General features: G+C 54.5%; 15 protein-coding genes. 11 read left to right on the top strand and 4 right to left on the bottom strand.

The features are described 5' to 3' along the window. Positions 1 to 4: 4 nt before the first annotated feature. Genes SJI03_RS24905 through SJI03_RS24895 form a run of 3 tightly spaced genes read right to left on the bottom strand, consistent with a single transcriptional unit; the run spans position 5 to position 4,521 of the window. Positions 5 to 2,662 (bottom strand): DEAD/DEAH box helicase, encoded by a 2,658-nt coding sequence (locus SJI03_RS24905; protein ID WP_322428985.1) that lies wholly within the window; start codon positions 2,660 to 2,662, stop codon positions 5 to 7. A 7-nt stretch (positions 2,663 to 2,669) separates the two neighbouring features. Further along, entirely contained in the window at positions 2,670 to 4,265 is a 1,596-nt protein-coding gene (locus tag SJI03_RS24900) for a site-specific DNA-methyltransferase (protein WP_322428984.1), read from the bottom strand. Positions 4,266 to 4,305: 40 nt separating this feature from the next. After that, on the bottom strand, positions 4,306 to 4,521 hold the full coding sequence (locus SJI03_RS24895) for a DUF6471 domain-containing protein (protein WP_322428983.1): 216 nt from the start codon (positions 4,519 to 4,521) through the stop codon (positions 4,306 to 4,308). A 557-nt stretch (positions 4,522 to 5,078) separates the two neighbouring features. Here SJI03_RS24895 and SJI03_RS24890 point away from each other — a divergent pair. The 9 genes from SJI03_RS24890 to SJI03_RS24855 all read left to right on the top strand — a co-directional run bounded on the left by SJI03_RS24890 (position 5,079) and on the right by SJI03_RS24855 (position 14,611). Next, entirely contained in the window at positions 5,079 to 5,501 is a 423-nt protein-coding gene (locus SJI03_RS24890; protein WP_322428982.1) for a helix-turn-helix transcriptional regulator, read from the top strand. A 372-nt stretch (positions 5,502 to 5,873) separates the two neighbouring features. Then, a complete protein-coding gene (locus SJI03_RS24885) occupies positions 5,874 to 6,461 on the top strand; it encodes a TnsA endonuclease N-terminal domain-containing protein (protein WP_322428981.1) in 588 nt (195 codons plus the stop codon). Further along, complete coding sequence (locus SJI03_RS24880; RefSeq protein WP_322428980.1) at positions 6,424 to 8,436, top strand: Mu transposase C-terminal domain-containing protein; 2,013 nt, start codon at positions 6,424 to 6,426, stop codon at positions 8,434 to 8,436. The genes SJI03_RS24885 and SJI03_RS24880 overlap by 38 nt, the downstream gene beginning before the upstream one ends. Then, positions 8,433 to 9,395: a TniB family NTP-binding protein gene (locus SJI03_RS24875; RefSeq protein WP_322428979.1), complete on the top strand. Its 963-nt coding sequence runs from the start codon at positions 8,433 to 8,435 to the stop codon at positions 9,393 to 9,395. The genes SJI03_RS24880 and SJI03_RS24875 overlap by 4 nt, the downstream gene beginning before the upstream one ends. Continuing rightward, positions 9,392 to 11,221, top strand: a complete 1,830-nt coding sequence (locus tag SJI03_RS24870) for a TniQ family protein (RefSeq protein WP_322428978.1) — start codon at positions 9,392 to 9,394, stop codon at positions 11,219 to 11,221. Before SJI03_RS24875 ends, SJI03_RS24870 begins: the two co-directional genes overlap by 4 nt. Before the next feature lie 72 nt (positions 11,222 to 11,293). Continuing rightward, entirely contained in the window at positions 11,294 to 11,704 is a 411-nt protein-coding gene (locus tag SJI03_RS24865) for a hypothetical protein (protein ID WP_322428977.1), read from the top strand. 62 nt (positions 11,705 to 11,766) lie between these two features. Beyond that, on the top strand, positions 11,767 to 11,961 hold the full coding sequence (locus SJI03_RS28960; RefSeq protein ID WP_416208786.1) for an antitoxin VbhA family protein: 195 nt from the start codon (positions 11,767 to 11,769) through the stop codon (positions 11,959 to 11,961). Between the two features lie 488 nt (positions 11,962 to 12,449). Next, a complete protein-coding gene (locus tag SJI03_RS24860) occupies positions 12,450 to 13,370 on the top strand; it encodes a bifunctional helix-turn-helix transcriptional regulator/GNAT family N-acetyltransferase (protein ID WP_322428976.1) in 921 nt (306 codons plus the stop codon). Between the two features lie 179 nt (positions 13,371 to 13,549). Beyond that, positions 13,550 to 14,611, top strand: coding sequence for a GGDEF domain-containing protein (locus SJI03_RS24855; protein ID WP_322428975.1), 1,062 nt, complete (start codon positions 13,550 to 13,552; stop codon positions 14,609 to 14,611). On the opposite strand, the gene SJI03_RS24850 is transcribed toward SJI03_RS24855, so the two are convergent. Next, positions 14,590 to 14,958 (bottom strand): hypothetical protein, encoded by a 369-nt coding sequence (locus SJI03_RS24850; protein ID WP_322428974.1) that lies wholly within the window; start codon positions 14,956 to 14,958, stop codon positions 14,590 to 14,592. The two genes, SJI03_RS24855 and SJI03_RS24850, sit on opposite strands and share 22 nt — an antisense overlap. A gap of 122 nt (positions 14,959 to 15,080) precedes the next feature. Here SJI03_RS24850 and SJI03_RS24845 point away from each other — a divergent pair, with 122 nt between their 5' ends. Beyond that, the gene (locus SJI03_RS24845; protein ID WP_322428973.1) at positions 15,081 to 16,091 is read left to right on the top strand and encodes a hypothetical protein; all 1,011 of its coding nucleotides are present in this window, start codon (positions 15,081 to 15,083) and stop codon (positions 16,089 to 16,091) included. 161 nt (positions 16,092 to 16,252) lie between these two features. Continuing rightward, on the top strand, positions 16,253 to 17,404 hold the full coding sequence (locus SJI03_RS24840) for an AI-2E family transporter (RefSeq protein ID WP_322428972.1): 1,152 nt from the start codon (positions 16,253 to 16,255) through the stop codon (positions 17,402 to 17,404).

Raw genomic sequence — 17,404 nt, 5'->3', positions numbered from 1 at the left:
GTAATTAGAACTGTGCTAACTTCTTCAGCGCATCCGAAAGGCGTTCGGCGCCCTCAATGGGATTATTGTCGAATACCATCATGTACTTGAACGACGCTCCAGCTTTCGATTCCCATAATTTCCCGAGCTTCAACTTGAGTTCTGAATCGGTATTATCTCGGTCATCACCCTTAGTTTCCAAGACTACGGTTTTTCCAGATTTCATTTTTAAAATGAAATCTGGGTAGTGATTGAGGAATCCATTGATGCGGAAGCCCTTTCCTCTCGAAAGATTTCGATGCCACCATTGAACGCTTTCCAAATTTGCGATGTCGTTGATTACGCGGCCTTCAAACGTCCCCATGGAAGCCTCCGTGACGTATAAGCTCTTCGGCAATGCCGGTGCATTCGCGGACGGCGCAATTGTGACGGAGAAGCTGAATTGAGGCTGAACGAGGATCTTGTCGACGTCGAGTAGATCGTTGAACTCTTTAGTCGCGTGCGCGTTCGCAAGGGTGGTGATTTTTTGCTTGATTTTACGAACGTAGGCAACATCGCGTTCCAGGCAGTCGCGAATCTGCTCTGGGGCCAACGCTTCCACGATCCGCTGGACGTACTTCTTCAGTTCCGGATCGGTGATCGGATACAGGTTTCCAATGAGTTGAACAAGCCGCGCCGTCAGGTTGCGCACCTGGCTGTCATGTGAGCCAGTCAGAATGATGCTGTTGAAACGTTCGCGTTCCGCTATGTTGGCCTTAAATGGCTTCGGCGCATAGTTGCGATCTCCAAGCTCCTCCAGATCCACGCGATACATTTCGGCAGCTACATCCTCAAAACTGATATTGCCGTCCGCCTGGGAAAGCCTGAAGTCCTTGAGTAGTTCATCACGCTCAAATAGTTGGAGCGCATTGTCGTCGCTAAACCATCCTCCAGTTTGCACCCGGATGAAAAATTGCGGCAATTTCAGCGCGAGTGCATCGTCCCGGAATATTTCTTTCAACTTGTGCTTATTCATCTTGTCCTCAAGCTCCGCAGGCACGACCGAATCCGCTGCCGCCTCGGCCTTCGCCTCGAATTCCTTATTCTCTACTATGGCCTGGGCTTTTACAGCCTCAACAAAGGCCATGCTCTCGGCAATGGGCGACGATGCGTCGAGGGGGGCGGAGGTGGTATTGATAGCTACTGTTGACCACTCATGCGACACAGCGCTCGTATCAAACACATACGCGTCTTGAGTTTGTTCGATCTGTGTTCCCGCCAAATCGAACACAGCTTGCCCTTTGGCAGTTTCACTCTCGTTCGCAGGAACAGCGGTGTCGAGCGTACGATAATCATTGTCGGAGAAACCAGCCCGATTCAGCGCGCGAACCACGCTCTGGATCGTATCCATAAATCGGCTACTCGCTGTAAAGACATAGGATAGGTTCAATAGGTCGTGACCGTGCTGCTGGACGTGTGGCATACGGAGTACGCGCCCAAGAATCTGCTCAACATCGACCGCAGACGACTTGTCCGCGAGGGATGCAAGGACGTATGCAAACGGGCAGTCCCATCCTTCTTTCAGAGCGTTGACTGTGATGATATAGCGCACCGGACAGTCCCGGCTCATTAGATCAATGCCTTTCAGCTCATTGATGCTGGCTGTCTTGATTTTGATCTGTTCGGCAGGAATATGAAGCTCAACCAATTTTTCTTTGATTTTTTCATAGGTCGTATTGTCGTCGCCGATTCGCGGCTGTGCTTGGAAAAGCACGATGGGGCGAATGTACTTTCCCCCTTTCTTCTCTTCCGAGATCGCAATTTCTTCAAGCTGACGACGAAGAATCAACGCGCTCTCAATCACTTCGCCCCTGCTGGCTTGGTTCGCAACGATCACCGGAAGCTTAACCATGTGGTAACGCTTCAGGGCCATCGCATCCACATAGCTGATGATATTGCTGTTATTCTTCGGCGTTGCCGTAAGGTCGAGTATGAAGTGTGGATTGAGGTTCACCAGCATTTCAACGGATAGCGAGGTTTCCGCGTTGTGGCTTTCATCGACGATCACAACGGGCTTGAGGCGACGAATCACATTGATAAGCGCCGACGCGTCATACTCGGGAAGGCGCCAATCGTCGTCCTGCGATTCTCCTGCAGCCAGGAATGAGGCGAGATATCCGTTATCCTGAAATATCTTCCTATCTTCCTTATTGCGGGCGCGCAGGCTATCGAAACTCATGACCACGATGGATAGCTGTTCCCGTACCGCGTCGGCGGAGAACCCAGCACCCAGCAGCATGTCACGCTTTTCATAGATTGCCACTCGGCCTTTGAAAAGCTGATTGAGTCGCTTGCGGTATGGGTGATCAGGGTCGGATAGATTCTTTACCGTTTGCTCTAAAATCGTGAGAGATGGAACTAGCCACACTACGAGCTTTGCGCGTTCCGGACTGTGGGCAGTGAACACGTCAAGAATGGTCTTGATCGCGTTGACGGCGATATACGTCTTTCCGCCAGCAGTCGGCACCTTTGCACAGACATGCGGAACACCCGGCACGTTGTTTTTGTAGGCGTCCATACCAGTGACACCTTTTTCAGCCCAGTATGTTTTAAAGGACTTCGCTAGGTGAGGAGTTTTTTCCAATGTTGCGAGATAGGTCGCGAGATCATCGATGACACTTTGTTGATACGGTTTCGGTTCCATGCCGTCCTTAGAAGCGCGTAATATCGCGTGGAATTTTTTTAAAAATAATTCGATGCTTCAACATAAATTCTGAGGAGAGCAAGCAGCGATCGGCATAGATGATCGCTACATCGGGCTTGGCTTCCCCGAACTTCAGCGTGGAGAGGAAATCCAAGTCGAGACTCGTCGACTGTTCCGGCTCGTACTGAAAGATCCATGCAGTGTCACGATTGAGGCCAAGCAAATAACGTGTGTAGGGATTGCTCTCGTCTGTGCGGTCGGCGTCAGGAATCCCTTCGCTGTATGCCACATATCTACGGATCGCATCGCGACCAATTGCTTCGTTTAACGTGTCCGAGTCGAGAAAGATTTGCTCGCCTAGTGTTAGGTAATCAAACCCGCCACCGAGGCCCGCGACAGTCCTATTGCCATCGCCATACCCATTCATAGCACGTCGAACTCTCTCGGCAGTAACAGTCTCGGCATACTCCTCCATTTCAACGAGAATGAAGCGTCGATTGCCTTTGTCTTCCTCGTTGAGCTTGAGAACAGCATGGGCTGTCGTACCCGATCCAGCAAATGAGTCGAGGACGATAGCGTCCTTCTGCGTCGCCATTCTCAAAATACGCTCCACTAAGGCAATAGGTTTTGGCGTATCAAACGATGACGTGTCCGGAAATAAATTGCGCAGTTCATTTTTTGAAGAGCGATTGCTACCGACGCTTTCCTTTGTCCAGATCGTTCGCGGAACTAAGTCGGAAACCTCGTTCACGTACCGTTTGATGCTGGGCCTGGCGTCGCCTTTCGGTCCCCACCAAATCCGTCCATCGCTGTCCATATCGCGTAATTTCTCTTCTGAAATCCGCCAGAAGCGGCCTGGCGGTGGTGAGAACTCGCGGCCGGTCGGCCCTGTAATCGTGTACTGTCCTTTGGAGTATGGCTTGTTCGCGAACGGGTCTCCAGGAATCCAATCGCCCAACGGGTCGTTATCCGGATTCTTGTAAATCGAGTTTGATTCGTCATCGCGGGGAAGGCGCGCGGGCTGCCAATCAAAGTTCTTCGCGTACACGAGAATGTAGTCGTGATCAACGGAAAACTGGCGCGCAGAATTGCGTGGCGAGTCGGCTTTTTCCCAAATGATGTTGGCGACAAAATTACCTGCACCAAAAATTTCATCCATGACCGGGCGTAGAATTCCAACCGCGTTGTCGTCGATTGATACCCAAATTGATCCGTTCTGCGCCAGCAGTCGGTGCAGCAATTTCAATCTTGGGTACATCATGCAGAGCCACTTGTCGTGACGCGTCAGATCTTCCCCTTCCTTGCCGACGACTTGACCGAGCCATTTCTTGATCTTTGGATCATTAACGGAATCGTTATAAACCCAGTTCTCGTTGCCAGTATTGTATGGCGGATCAATGTAGATGCAATTCACCTTGCCTTCAAATTCAGGCACCAGGCTTTTCAGCACTTCAAGATTATCGCCATGGATGATGCGGTTGCCCGCCGGCTTGTCCTCGCCGGGTGACGCATTGAAACCATATTGCTTATCCAGTACTCGGAATGGCACATCATGGTGGTGATTGACCACCTTGTCTTTCCCTACCCACGTCAGTATCGGCATTTCAATTTTCCATCCTATGATGTTCTTCTTATTGCCCAGCTCAAAGCCGGACTTCGTTGATGCCGAGCGCCTTCATGCACTGCATGAAGAACACGAAGCTAAAAGCACCACGATTTATTTTGTTCGCCAAGCCCTTGTAGCCTTCATCGATTCCGATTTCATGTAAGCGGATGATCAACTCTTCATAGCCGACTCCAGCGCGAGCCATTTCGGACTTGAGCAGATTGGTAGCTCTATCGTTCCATTCTTCATGCATGGCTGGTCTCGCAGTTTCCTTGATTATGGGGAACATTCTACATTTAGCTGGATAAATCTACAATATTGATTGACCATTTTGCACCGAAAGAGACGGCGTGCAAGGAAATGCTTGGCGGCGCGCAACGACGGAGCAGCCGGTCGGCACGGTCAGATGGCCCCGCCGACCGACAGAACTGGGGTTTAAACCGACATATCGGCCAACTCGCGCTCCATGAAAGCGGGTTATAGTGGCTCGCGAAGATGTTGTTCACAGAACGTGCGCCAGCAGGCAAGCACTCGCATTGGAAGGTTTTGCAGGTCCACCCGCTGTGTTGTGAAAGTCCCACCAACTACAGAAAAAATGTGGAAATTGTAAGCCTGGAAGGGCCCCTTTCCGAGCGGGTGGAACGGTTAAGAAATTTGATGGTCCCATAGGAGCAAGGCTTACCAAAGTGCATTGCTTTGGAAACCAAATTAGTCATTATTTTTCAATGACTTACGGAACGATCCCACATTGACAACGAGGTGTTTACTATTTACGCTCAGGCTCATAAAGATTGCCACTCTCTGGAATCCATGAGCCCCTTTTCGCACTTCCTGCACGAGCTGCGTCTGCAGCATCAAATTCGCCAGTCGGAGCTGGCTGAATTGCTTGGCTACGAGCAAAGCTACATCTCAGCGCTTGAAGTGGGGATAAAAGGGCCCCCCACTGACGAATTTGTCGGGAAGCTCATCACAACGATGGCGCTTGCCCCAAGTGCACAATTGGAACTGCGTGAAGCAATCGCTGCCTCAGATCGAAAGCTTGCGCTCCCGGCGGACAGCCCACAATCAGTCTATTGGATGCTTAAGCGGCTAAGAGACCAGCTCGACAACCTGCATCCGCTGCAAGTGAAAATGATCCAGGATGCCCTGGCCATACGCTCTTCGCTCGTGGAACCGAGCCCTGAACCGGTTCGCCGCCTCAAACGCCGGCGCCGAGAGGAGGCCACAATGTAAAAACGGGACAACCCTTTCGGCTTGCCCCGTTGTCCTGAGCATCTATCGATACGCAGAGTCGCATCTTCAGTATCGCTAAAGCTCCCGCCAACGTCAAGCCTCAAACCCAGACACGTCTGTTTTTCGCTGCACGAGAATTCTGCGGTGCGGGTATTCGTACGCCCAAAAACGGACATTCCTAACCCTTGAATCGGTACTGGAGGGGCGTCCGCGCCCCTTCTAACCAAGGACATACTTATGCCTAATCATCTATGGCACGGCAACTGGCGTGGAAAAATTCCTGATGGCGACGTTCATCAACGAGCGCGAACAATTGTGCGGCCCACTGGCGGGATAGTTCGAGGCAAGTTTCCTAGCAGGAAAAACGGTCGCATGGTTCACCACGAAGGCTTGCTGGAACTCGATGCGATCTACCTGTTCGAGGCTTCACCATTGATTACCCGGTTCAGGGAACAACCGATAACAATCCAGTATCCAGATGGGACACGCCTTCGTCGCTATACGCCTGACTTCGAGCTGGTGCTTGCTACCGGAGAGATCGTCTTGGTCGAAATTAAGCCCGCCCGCAGATTGGCATCAACAGACATCCGGGGAACATTCGATTGTATCGAAAAGCACATGCAACGCTCGTCAGTTCAATTCGAGATACTTACCGACCTCGTGCTTCGGCAGGAGCCCCGACTGACAAACCTTAAGTGGATATACCACCGTGCGGCCCGCGTTCCACCTACGAATGCAGCCATAGAGACTGCTCTCTCGAGGTACGTCGATAAATTTCCAACGTCTATCACCACGGCAAGCGGTTTAGTCGTCGCCGCCGGCATTGATCCTTACAGCGCGCTTCTTGCCGGCCAATTGCTGTGCAAGCTGGACTCTGCGGTCGACTCGAACACGACAGTAACATTACCAACGGAGGCACATCATGACTGGTTTCGCATTTCGGAAGAACATGGTTTTTAACTGGTCCGGCGTGAATTTTCGAATCGAGCGGGCACATGAAAATGGCGACATACTGCTCGAGCGTACCGGCGATGGGGCAATGTCCGTCCGAACGCGAGAGGATCTCCTCAAAGATTATCGCGAAGGAAAAATAGTCGCTGTCGCCCATGTCGAAATTGGCGCAACTCCAGCCATCAGGTCGTTCTCGCGCCCGCTATGCGATTTATCCGCGACCGTCCAACATGAAGCGGCACGCCGTAGGCACTATTTGCAGAGAATTTGCAGCGCTGGTAACGTAGTCTTTACAAAGACCCGCTTGTGGCCTTTGATCCTACTTGCGGCCGCTGAAATCAATGATGCACAACCACCTAGCACGACCACTATCTATCGGTGGCATCGTCGCTATTGCAGAGACAAAGATTCGCGCGCATTGATTCCCCGTACCGATTTGAGGGGCCCGCGCGCGATCAGGCAAGGAGAAAGAGTCTTGCAGCTTGCGTCTGACGCGATAGATGAAGCATGCAAAGCCTCACCGATGGCTAGTGGACAAGGCATCTACACCCGGCTTATCACGAAGATAGATGCGGAAAACCGCTTCCTCGCTGAAAAGGGTCAGCTAAAAGCACCATCACTCCGTACGGTTTATCGAATGCTACTGCGAATCGATGCTTTTGATCGGACCGTGCTTAGGGAGGGCAAGATCGAGGCGGAAAAGAAATTCGCCATCGTTAAGGCTGGCGTAAAAACCTCGCAGATCTTGGAGCGAGTCGAAATCGACCATACTCCTTTGGACCTCTTCCTTATTGACGAGAGAAGCAAACTGCCTCTCGGTCGCCCGACACTGACTGTCGTCATCGATCACTACAGCCGGATGCTCTTGGGATTTCATCTTAGCTTTGGCAACCCTTCCACAGCTGCCGTCATGGGCGCGCTCCGACACGCCATCTTACCCAAAGGTACACTGCACAACGTGATCCCGGAATTGGCTCCTAAGCACGACTGGGTATGCTATGGCCGGCCGGATGTAATGGTCGTCGACAACGGAATGGAATTTCATGGGAACGACCTTGATAGCGTTGCGTATGATCTAGGAATCAGAATTCAATTTTGTCCCAAACATCAACCCCGCTTCAAAGGAGTTGTCGAGCGCTATCTTGGCACCTGCAATCGATTCTTCGCACACCAGCTTCCTGGTACAAGTTTATCGCGCTGGCACCTGCGCGGCGACTATGATCCTCTGAAGCACGCAGTACTTACTCTCTCTGAGTTTCATCAGCTCTTTCAAAAATGGGTTCTTGATGTATACGCCCAGACGATACACCGCGGCACCCGTGAGACACCCTGGGCGCGTTGGCATCAGGGCTTGCAGCGTCGAGAGCCAGAACTCCCGGAAAGCGCCAACGCACTAGAACAACGCATCGGCCTCGTAGAAGAGAGAACCCTTCGCGCCGACGGCATTTTGCTGCATGGGATTCAGTACAGCGGCGATACGCTTGGTCCGATGCTGCGCACGTTCGGTCCAGGTACAAAGGTACGCGTGCTCTTTAACCCAGAAGACCTCGGTGAAATCAGAGTTTGGGGGCCGAATAGCCCAGACCCCGTTTCCGTGCTGGCTCTCGATCAAACCTATGCACGCGACCTGACTTCTTTGCAAAACAAGCTCATTCGCGCGGCCGTTCGTGAGAAGGGCGCATCCCAGCAGGATGCTGGAGCACTTTACGTCGCGAAGCAAAGCATCGTCAGCGCTGTGGAAACCCTAATGGATAGCCGGAAGCAAAAGGATCGGCGCCGCGCAGCAGAAATCATAGGTTCAAGTACAAGCAAATCAGCCGGGGCGGAGACGTCAACGATGTTTCAAGGCATGCAGTGTGATGGGAATGATTCGCCGAGCCCAGTCAATCTACCACCCCGAAAATTTGCAAAAATCGACGCACCGCCTCCGAGCTATTCATTCTTCCGACCAAAGAACAAGCCGACTGAGGAGCCTAGAAAATGAGCCTGCAATTCTATGACGCTGTTAAACAACTGCAGGATGAGTGCATCAAGTTTCCGGCTTTCGACACAGCGTACGAACAGATTGAGACAAATCTGAAATTATTTCGAGCGACAGGTGTCGCACAAAACTTACTTATCCTTGGAGAAAGTGGCGCTGGGAAGACGAGCCTGGCAGAACTATTCGCCAACGAGTATCCAATGGTTGAACTTCCGGAACGCAACCTGATCCCGGTGCTTAAGGTCGAGGTTCCTGCCGCCGCGACGATTGCTGGCACGGTCGAAGCCGTCCTCGCCCAGCTTGGTGATCTTCAACCGGAGCGAGGAACGGTTTCAGTAAAAACAGCTCGCGCGGTCAAGATAGCGCGTTCTTGCGGCGTTGAAATGCTCATCTTTGACGAGGCTCAGCACATTCAAGATCGCGGCAGGGCGCACTCGCAATATTTCGTCGGCGATTGGCTCAAGTCGTTTATGGATGCTCTCGGCACTCCAGTCACTTTACTGGGTCTGCCAAGAACACAGATTCTTCTTCAAGTTAATGAACAACTACGAAGGCGATTCACACATCGTGTTTCGCTTACAACACAACAGGATTCGGACTCGACCGAAGCAGACAGCTTGCGGCTATTTACATCGCTGGCAAGCGCGCTTCCCTTACCGCTCGACCCACGCCCATATCAATGGGGGGAACTTGCGCGAAGACTACACTTCGCGACCGACGGCCGCGTCGCATACGTGAAAAAGATTCTGGTAAGCGCATATTCGCAGGCAGTTCTTGAATCGAGTGACAGCATTGGTATTAACGATCTATCCCGTGCATTCACCACAACTATCTGGCCATCTGGGATCGGGGGGCTTAATCCGTTCCATCCGTCGTTTCCATTTCGTCCGTTGGATCGCGCAGGGGAACCATTCCAGACCGGTGAAATGAACGGCAGCACGGCGGCAAGGAGAAAATATTGAAAACCTTGCCCATCCGACCACTGCCAATACCGACCGAACCGCTTGTCGATTACCTGGAGCGCCTTGCCAACGCGAACGGCTATACCCTTCGGGAATTCACATCATCGCTAAGTGGCTCTGATGGCCTTACGCCAGAAAAGCTTGCACGCATTTTGAACGGCTGTGCGCTACCGAAGTTCTCGGGGCCAGTAGTCCAATGGGCTCCCATCGATGTTGACACGTTTGGCCTGCAAACAGTCGATTTCACACATATTAATCGGCGTTGGTGTCCGTCCTGCATTGTTCAGGCTGGATGGATGCGTCCAATATGGCGGGTCAAAGTAGTGACGATCTGCGCTATTCATCGAACAAGGCTGCTACAGACGTGTTCTCAGTGCCGCTCATCCCCAAGCCTACAGGAGCTGCTGCACGGTGCTTGCAAGTGTGGCAGTCGCTTTGTCGAGACCTCGATCCCGGCTACGCGAACGGAACTGCATATCGCACGCGCTTTAAGCGATTCATTGAGCGGCGTCGCCACGTTAAATTTGGGCGAGACCAATGTCAAACTCGACACGCCTCACCTAGTACGCATGATCTGCTATATAGGTCAGTTCATCAAGGGCCCACCATTGCGCCGGCCAGGAAAAATTCGAGAGTTAGAAGACATATCGATAGCGGCCGAATTGGTGGCCGGAACAGCCAAACTGCTGGCCGATTGGCCATCATCATTCTGGAGCTGTCTTGAAAGCTTCGTAGACGTTGCGCCCGCCGACGCAAGCATCCGACGAGTATTCGGTTCTTTGTACCACGTCCTTTATCAGGACCTGCGCGACCCGTCTTTTCAATTCCTACGCGACTCATTCGAGCTCTTCTTACTCGAACATTGGCGCGGGGAACTATGTGGACGGCACCGGCTTTTCAGCGAAGTGACGATCAAGAATCATCGTCATCAAGGTCTTGCGCGAGTTGCACGGGCGGCCGGCATGAGCAGTAAGCGCCTCCGAAAAATGATCCACCAGGATCGGTTCCCAGCGAATCAATTTAATCCGGATTCCGCTAGGAATATCATCACTGTCGACAAAGACTTACTTGCTCGTCTGGTCCCTTCTCCAACGGAGTATCTAGACCTACGCACCGTCTCCCGAATACTGGGATTAAAGCGGACTCGTCTACGGCAACTTGTCGCGCACGGCGCCATCCTAGCAGACGCCAAACCTGATTTCAGAATCAGCAATCGTTGGCATTTTCGACGCACTGACATAGAAGGTTTCATGGATGAGATCCAAAACGCATCCTTGCTCGACGCCCAACCAGCCGGAGACGCGGCTGAGGTAGTCACGCTAGCCCATGCCCTTCAGTTCTGGCGCATCTCCTCAGTAGAACTGAGCGAATTGATCAAGGCATTGAAGCGTCGAGAAATACCGTTCTCCGCGTCATCGAGTTGCCGACTGGGTGAGCTGAAATTCTGCGAAGACGTGCTGCGCAACTGGCTATCAAGGGCCCGAGCCGCGACAGTCGAATGGGTTTCCGTTTCAAACGCATCGGTGCGTCTTGGTCTGAAGGAGCAAGTAGTGTATGAACTCGTTTCTCGGAACTACATCGACGCAGACGTAATTTCAAAAAATGGACACGCAACGCGCCGAATTTCGCTTTCCAGTCTCGACCAATTTAAGCAGACCTATGTTTCAGCTTCAGAACTTTCTCAGATTCACGGTACCTCAACGACGGCGCTACTTAAACGCATTTCAGCAAGGCCGATAACAGGACCAGGAATCGACGGCGGACGGCAATATTTCTTCCGAAGAGATGCCGTTGATGCCGCCACTCCTCTGTCGATTAGCTTTTGACGCGTGTTATCACACACACTCATGTCCGGGTTACAGCGCTGACTTTACCGGCCACCAACCAATGAGATTGCTTTGAATTTACGAAAAACACTCAATCAACTAACGCAGTTGACCTCCGAACTGCAGGTGTCGATAGCGAACGCCCATGCCGTCTATCAATCGTTAGAAGCCACCATGGCAGGCTTAGAGCATCAAGGACTGATTCATGCAAAGGGGTACTGGCGGGAACGCAAGTATTTTTGCCTCTACTCCCCATCGCAACGAGGCGAACGGCGAGTTTTTCGGTACGTCGGCTGCAATCCAGAAAAAGTCAGAGCGACTCAAGCCGCAATGCGCAGGGCAATTGAATATAATGAGCTAGTTGCTCAAATCGCTCACCTGGAAGATTTCGCGGAGCAATGCTGTCGCAATTTGGTTGACGTGTTGTGTACGCTACGGGCTTTTGACTCAATCAATTCGTTAAGTAAAGAAGTACCTAAATAAAACGATCAAAGATACGTTGGGTAAAGGTCTTACTTGAAAACAAGCACTTGGAAGGGTGTGCAATGGGAAAAATTGACAAAGTGGAATCTCTTCGTCGACGTGCTGCAGTGAATTTCGCACGAGCAAACGTAGAGCTTTCTGGCTTCACGGTAAGTCAACGAGTACTGGATATGATGGAGCAGTATATTGCTGGGGAGATAAACATAGATGAGGTGATAACTGAGAGGCAGGCGGATAGGGAAGAGCCTCCTCGCTAGGAAAAGTTAAGCTTTATGCCAGAGTCTTAGAGTACGTCAAGAATCCTAAATTTAAAGATTATTTCCACCGCAATTTAGCGAATCATCAACTAGATAACAACGTTGCGCCCGCTCTGTAGTTTTATATCCCTTCTTAATATTTCAACCTTCTTTAAAAACCAACACGTGTATTGAAGGGATCATCACGGCCATGACCGATAGAGTCGCACAAAATTTTCACTATTGATGGCACGAATCACATTTTTTTCACTTATTTTGTCACAACCTAATCCTAGGCGTGACAAAGTAAGTGAAAAAACCCTTATAAATCAATCGACGTGTTTGCAAGTATTGTGTCACACGACACAGCTTTTCTGGTTTGCGTGACCGCCAAGGCGGCCCTCTTCAGGGCCGCTTTTTTTATGTACGCCTGCATCCTGTCGCCATATTGACATACTTGCCAAAAGCAAGCAATAATCTGCCTTAAGCAAGCAAATAAGAGGTATCACATGCAGACAGACCAACTCGGCGAACGCACGGAGATCGTGCGTCGTTTCAACCGTTTCTACACGCGCCAGATTGGCGTGCTGCATGAACACTTGCTGGATAGCGCGTTTTCGCTGACGGAAGTGCGCATCCTGTATGAACTGGCGCATCAGGCGCAACTGACCAGTGCGGACCTGTGCCGCGAGCTGGGCTTGAACGCGGGCTACCTGAGCCGTGTCATTGCCGGGTTCGAAAAGCAGGGGCTGATCGCGAAGACGCGCTCGCCCACGGATGCACGCGCGGCGCAATTGCAGCTGACCGAGCAAGGACAGCGCACCCTCGCGCCCCTGGTCGACGCTTCGCGGCGCGAAGTTGCCGCCATGCTGGAGCGCTTGCCGCCAACGGCGCAGCAGGAGCTGGTCGCTGCGATGGGGCAAATCCAGGGTTTGCTGGGAGAAACGTCACCCAGTTATATCCTGCGCAATCCACAGCCGGGCGACATGGGCTGGATCATCCACCGGCAAGCCGTGCTGTATGCGCAGGAATATGGCTGGAACAACGAATATGAGGCACTCGTTGCCGAGATTCTCGCCAAGTTCGTGCGCGAATTCGACCCGGCCCGTGAGCGCTGCTGGATCGCCGAAAAAGACGGCAAGGTGATCGGTTCCGTCTTCATCGTGCGCCAGGACGATACGACGGCCAAGCTGCGCCTGCTGTATGTCGATCCGTGCGCGCGCGGCCTGGGCATCGGCAGCCGTCTGGTCGATGAATGCCTGCGCTTCAGCCGCCAGGTCGGCTATACGAACATGGTGTTGTGGACCAACAGCATCCTCACCGATGCGCGCCGCATCTACGACAAGGCTGGCTTCCAGCTGGTCGAGGAAGAAGCGCATCACAGCTTTGGCAAGGACCTGGTCGGCCAGGTGCTGGCACGCGAGCTGTGACGCTCACTGTGGCGGCAGCAGGACACTGGCCGCCGTTTTCCTCGCCCCAGTCACCATTCCCCCCAAGAAACCAGTACACTAGTTCCTGAGCGCAACTAATTTTGCGCATGCACCAAGCCGCCTGCCGTTGCCGGGAGGCGCCCCTGCCGCAAGGCGTGTTGTCTGCCTGGACAAATGCAATGTTCACTTCGCGCAGCCTGTCTCCTGCCTTCTATTACCTGTTCTTTTCAGGAGAACGGGAGCAGCAGCAGCGCTTTTTCAAGGAACTGCATTTCATTTCGATAGCCATCCTGACGTTTGGCCTGGTCTGCTGGCTGGTCACGTTCAGCCTGACCTTGCCGCGCGCCTCGCTCGATCATGCGCAAGCGGCGCTGGGCGTGACGGGCATGCTGGTCGGGCTGCTGCTGACCGTGTATGCGAAGTCCTTGCAGGCCATCATTGCCAGCGGCACGATCAGCGTGCTGTTCATCGCTTTCAGCTTTCGCGTGCTGATGCTGGGCACGGAAGATCCCGCTTTCTGGGTATTGCCGCTGGGCGTGATGATCACCCTGACGACGGCGCCCATCTTCAGCGGCATCGCGTATTACCTGGGCGTATCGCTGTGCGTGTGGGCCATCCTGGGGCTGGGGCAGTTTCCCGTGCATGCGGGCCAGGCCGACCAGCATTGGCCCGTGCTGGCCGTCACCATCAGCGTGATCATCGGCCTGGCGCTGAATATCTATTTTCTCGTCTTGCGCATCCATAACTACCGCTCCCAGCGCGAACTGGCGACGATGGCTTACAAGGATGGCTTGACCGGGCTCAACAACCGACGCATGTTCACGCAAAGCGCCCGCGCCTTGCAGCGCACGGCGCGCACGCCCGCGTATTTCCTGATGATCGACATCGACGACTTCAAGCAAATCAACGACGTGCATGGCCATGACGTGGGTGACGAGGTGCTGAAAAAGATCGCCGAGGTCATCAGTGGACTGTCGGGCGAGCACCTGTGCGGCCGGCTGGGTGGCGAGGAGTTTGCCGTGATTTACCTGGGCGAAAAAAACGCGGCCTGCGCCTTTGCCGCGCAGCTGGTCGATGCTGTCGAGGCGGCCTTTGTGCCGGAACGCAAGGTGTCCGTCAGCATCGGCATGGCGGAACTGATCAAGGAAGCGGACTTGTCGCACAGCTACCGACGCGCCGATGAATCCTTGTACCAGGCCAAGAAAAGCGGCAAGAACCGCTACGTGCTCAACGCCGCCTGAACACCTCCGTCCGGCGTCGCGTCGAGCAGCGCCAGCAAGGCTTGCGGCGCAATTTTCCACGGGTCGCGCTGCTCGGGGTCCACCTCGTCCCAGCTGTCCAGGGCGCCGATCTTGAGGATGGTCAAGGGAATGTCCTTGCTTTCAAAGAACGCCAGCATGCGGCGAATCAAACGACTCACCTTGGCGTGGTCGTCCATATACAAGGAGCAGGTATAGAAACAGCCCTTCTCTCCCATGCGCAATTTCCTGGCCAGGCCGACACGCGAGTAGCCCACGTACTTGTACAGGAACTCGGTCACGACTTCATCGTCGACGGGAATACTGCAGGAAATGGTGATCTTGGCCATGGCAACGGGACAGTGATTCAATAGCCAAGCTTAGCAGAAAGGGATTTATTCCTGAAATGCTAAGATCGCGGCCCGCGCATGCCGGCAACCAGTCCGGCATGGCGTCTCGACAAGGATGGCCATTGAACACCCCAGGAAAAATCACTCTGCGCATGCTGACGCTGTGCGCCGCCCTGTGCTTGCCGCTTTCCAGCATGGCACAAGTCATTTCTGCCGAAGATTCCGCCTTCGTGGCCGCCACCGTGTCCGTGCCGTCGCCGCCGCTGCGCCTGAGTGCGCATCCGCAGATCCGCGCCGACGTCTTGAAACTGCTCGGCTATGCGCGCGGCAGCTATACGCAAGGCAACTCCCTGATCGCGCGCCAGGTGTTCGACAGCATGCATTCACTCGATGACATCACGCGCACCATGCTGCCCGACGGGCGCTCGGTGCTGGCCTCCATCGATGCCGGCACGCACGGTGCATGGCGCGCCGCCATGCTGTTCGATCCGCAACGCAAGCTGCTGGCCCTGGGCCTCGTCAACGGCCATTGCCAGGCCGCCATCGGCGACGCCGGCCCCGCTTGCCTGCCGTCCACGCACGCTGTACTGACCCTGTTCCTGCCGCCGGGCGCGGAGGACGAGACGGCCGCGCCGCTTCTGGTCTGGGCGCGGCAACTGCCGACCATGCTGGCACAGGGTGCGCCGGAACAGCGGCAAAGTATTGCTGTGGTGGAATACATCACCACCCGCCCCGGCCAGCCCGGCTGGGATTCGCGCGACGTGCCGCCCGGCTTTCCCGCCAGCTTGTTGCATCTGCTGCTGCCGAATGCGGAGTTGAACAGCAGTTCCAGCGGCGGCAAGATCGTCACACCGGCCGGCCTGGCCGGTTTGCCCATGCGCACGCCCACGGAAGCGGCCGAGGCCGGCGACGAGCCCATGCCCGATGCCGACATCACCGTGCGCAGCTATGCCGATTTCCACTGGGTGCTCAACACCTACGCCAAGCTGGCCAAGGGCGCGCAAGTAAAGGGCCATGACGACAAGGTCGTGTTCACCGGCAGCGATACGAGCGGCCGCTATACGGTGACCTTGCGCGAGCCCAACAAGGACGATGGCGTCTTCATCACCGTGGCAAGCTGGCGGGAAAAATAAGCGCAAGAGCAGGGAAAGCATTGCCATTCCGCACAAGAGCATGGCATTTTGGCATTTTGCGGTATGATTTCCGGCCGTGCGGCGCGGCCCGATCCCTGCCTTGCCCACCCTGCCCTTCAAGCCAGTCACGCTTGCGTCGCCTCCTGCCCTAAGGAATTCATATGTTCGGTTTTAACTTGCGCGTTGCCAAGATGGTGTGGACGGCTTTCCTCATCGCCTTCCTGCTCTTTCTCACCTACAAGGTCTCGTCGACCCTGATCGTGGTGGTCTTTGCCATTTTCTTCAGCTATCTCGTGTACCCGCTGATCGGCCTGCTGGAGCGGTATGGGCCGAAGCGCTTGCCGCGCACGGCCAATATCGGCATCGTCTTCCTGGTGGTGATCCTGCTGGTGGCGGTGCTGGGCTCCATCTTCGGCTCGCGCATCGAGGAGGAGGCGATCAAGCTCAGTGATCAGTTACCGACCCTGCTCAAAGGCAACAACTTTGCCGAGCGCATCCCATTACCGGAATTCATGGAACCGTTGCGCGCGCGCCTGCTGTCGTTCATGCAGACGCAGCTGAGCAGCAGTACGGGACAAGCCATGCCGCTGGCGAAGGAACTGGGCTTGACCGTCATGCATGCGGCCAGCAACCTGATCTATCTGGTGCTGGTGCCCGTGCTGAGTTTTTTGCTGATCAAGGAAGGGCCGGACATGCGCGACGGCTTGCTGTCCCTGCTGAACCGCCCGAACAAGAAACTCTGGGGCGCCATCATCGATGACCTCGACATCCTGCTGTCGCGCTATGTGCGCGCCCTGCTGCTGTTGTCGATCGCCACCTTTGTCTCCTACAGCATCGCCTTTTCCCTGATGGGCGTGCCGTACAGCCTGCTGCTGGCCGGCGCGGCCGCCTTGCTGGAATTCATCCCGTTTGCCGGCCCGCTGGCCGCCGCCGTCATCGCCGTGGTCGTGGCCGGTTTCAGCGGTTTCGAGCACGTGTTCTGGCTGATCGGCTTTATCGCCGCCTACCGTTTGTTCCAGGATTACGTGGTCAATCCCTACCTGATGAGCGAGGGTGTGGAAGTGAGCCCGTTGATGGTGATCGTCGGCTTGCTGGCCGGCGACCAGTTGGGGGGCGTGGTGGGCATCTTCCTGTCCGTGCCCGTGATGGCGGCCATCAAGATCGTCTTCGTGCGCGCGCGGGCGGCATTGCAGGCGCGCCATGATGCGCATGAGAAAGCGGAACAGGCGGCGGAAGAAGCGCGCGCCCAGGCCCTGGCCGAGGCGGCGCGCTTGCAGGAACAGGGCAGCAAGGCCACCCTGCCGGCGCAGTAA

This window comes from Janthinobacterium sp. GMG1, assembly GCF_034427795.1.
GTDB lineage: Bacteria > Pseudomonadota > Gammaproteobacteria > Burkholderiales > Burkholderiaceae_D > Janthinobacterium.
This window is presented reverse-complemented; position numbering and strand designations above follow the sequence as displayed.

Excerpts from the sequence above, each read along its gene's own strand:
- SJI03_RS24905 (WP_322428985.1), bottom strand. The coding sequence starts at position 2,662 with ATGGAACCGAAACCGTATCAACAAAGTGTCATCGATGATCTCGCGACC.
- SJI03_RS24900 (WP_322428984.1), bottom strand. The coding sequence starts at position 4,265 with ATGCCGATACTGACGTGGGTAGGGAAAGACAAGGTGGTCAATCACCAC.
- SJI03_RS24895 (WP_322428983.1), bottom strand. The coding sequence starts at position 4,521 with ATGCATGAAGAATGGAACGATAGAGCTACCAATCTGCTCAAGTCCGAA.
- SJI03_RS24890 (WP_322428982.1), top strand. The coding sequence starts at position 5,079 with ATGAGCCCCTTTTCGCACTTCCTGCACGAGCTGCGTCTGCAGCATCAA.
- SJI03_RS24885 (WP_322428981.1), top strand. The coding sequence starts at position 5,874 with ATGGTTCACCACGAAGGCTTGCTGGAACTCGATGCGATCTACCTGTTC.
- SJI03_RS24880 (WP_322428980.1), top strand. The coding sequence starts at position 6,424 with ATGACTGGTTTCGCATTTCGGAAGAACATGGTTTTTAACTGGTCCGGC.
- SJI03_RS24875 (WP_322428979.1), top strand. The coding sequence starts at position 8,433 with ATGAGCCTGCAATTCTATGACGCTGTTAAACAACTGCAGGATGAGTGC.
- SJI03_RS28960 (WP_416208786.1), top strand. The coding sequence starts at position 11,767 with ATGGGAAAAATTGACAAAGTGGAATCTCTTCGTCGACGTGCTGCAGTG.
- SJI03_RS24860 (WP_322428976.1), top strand. The coding sequence starts at position 12,450 with ATGCAGACAGACCAACTCGGCGAACGCACGGAGATCGTGCGTCGTTTC.
- SJI03_RS24855 (WP_322428975.1), top strand. The coding sequence starts at position 13,550 with ATGTTCACTTCGCGCAGCCTGTCTCCTGCCTTCTATTACCTGTTCTTT.
- SJI03_RS24850 (WP_322428974.1), bottom strand. The coding sequence starts at position 14,958 with ATGGCCAAGATCACCATTTCCTGCAGTATTCCCGTCGACGATGAAGTC.
- SJI03_RS24840 (WP_322428972.1), top strand. The coding sequence starts at position 16,253 with ATGTTCGGTTTTAACTTGCGCGTTGCCAAGATGGTGTGGACGGCTTTC.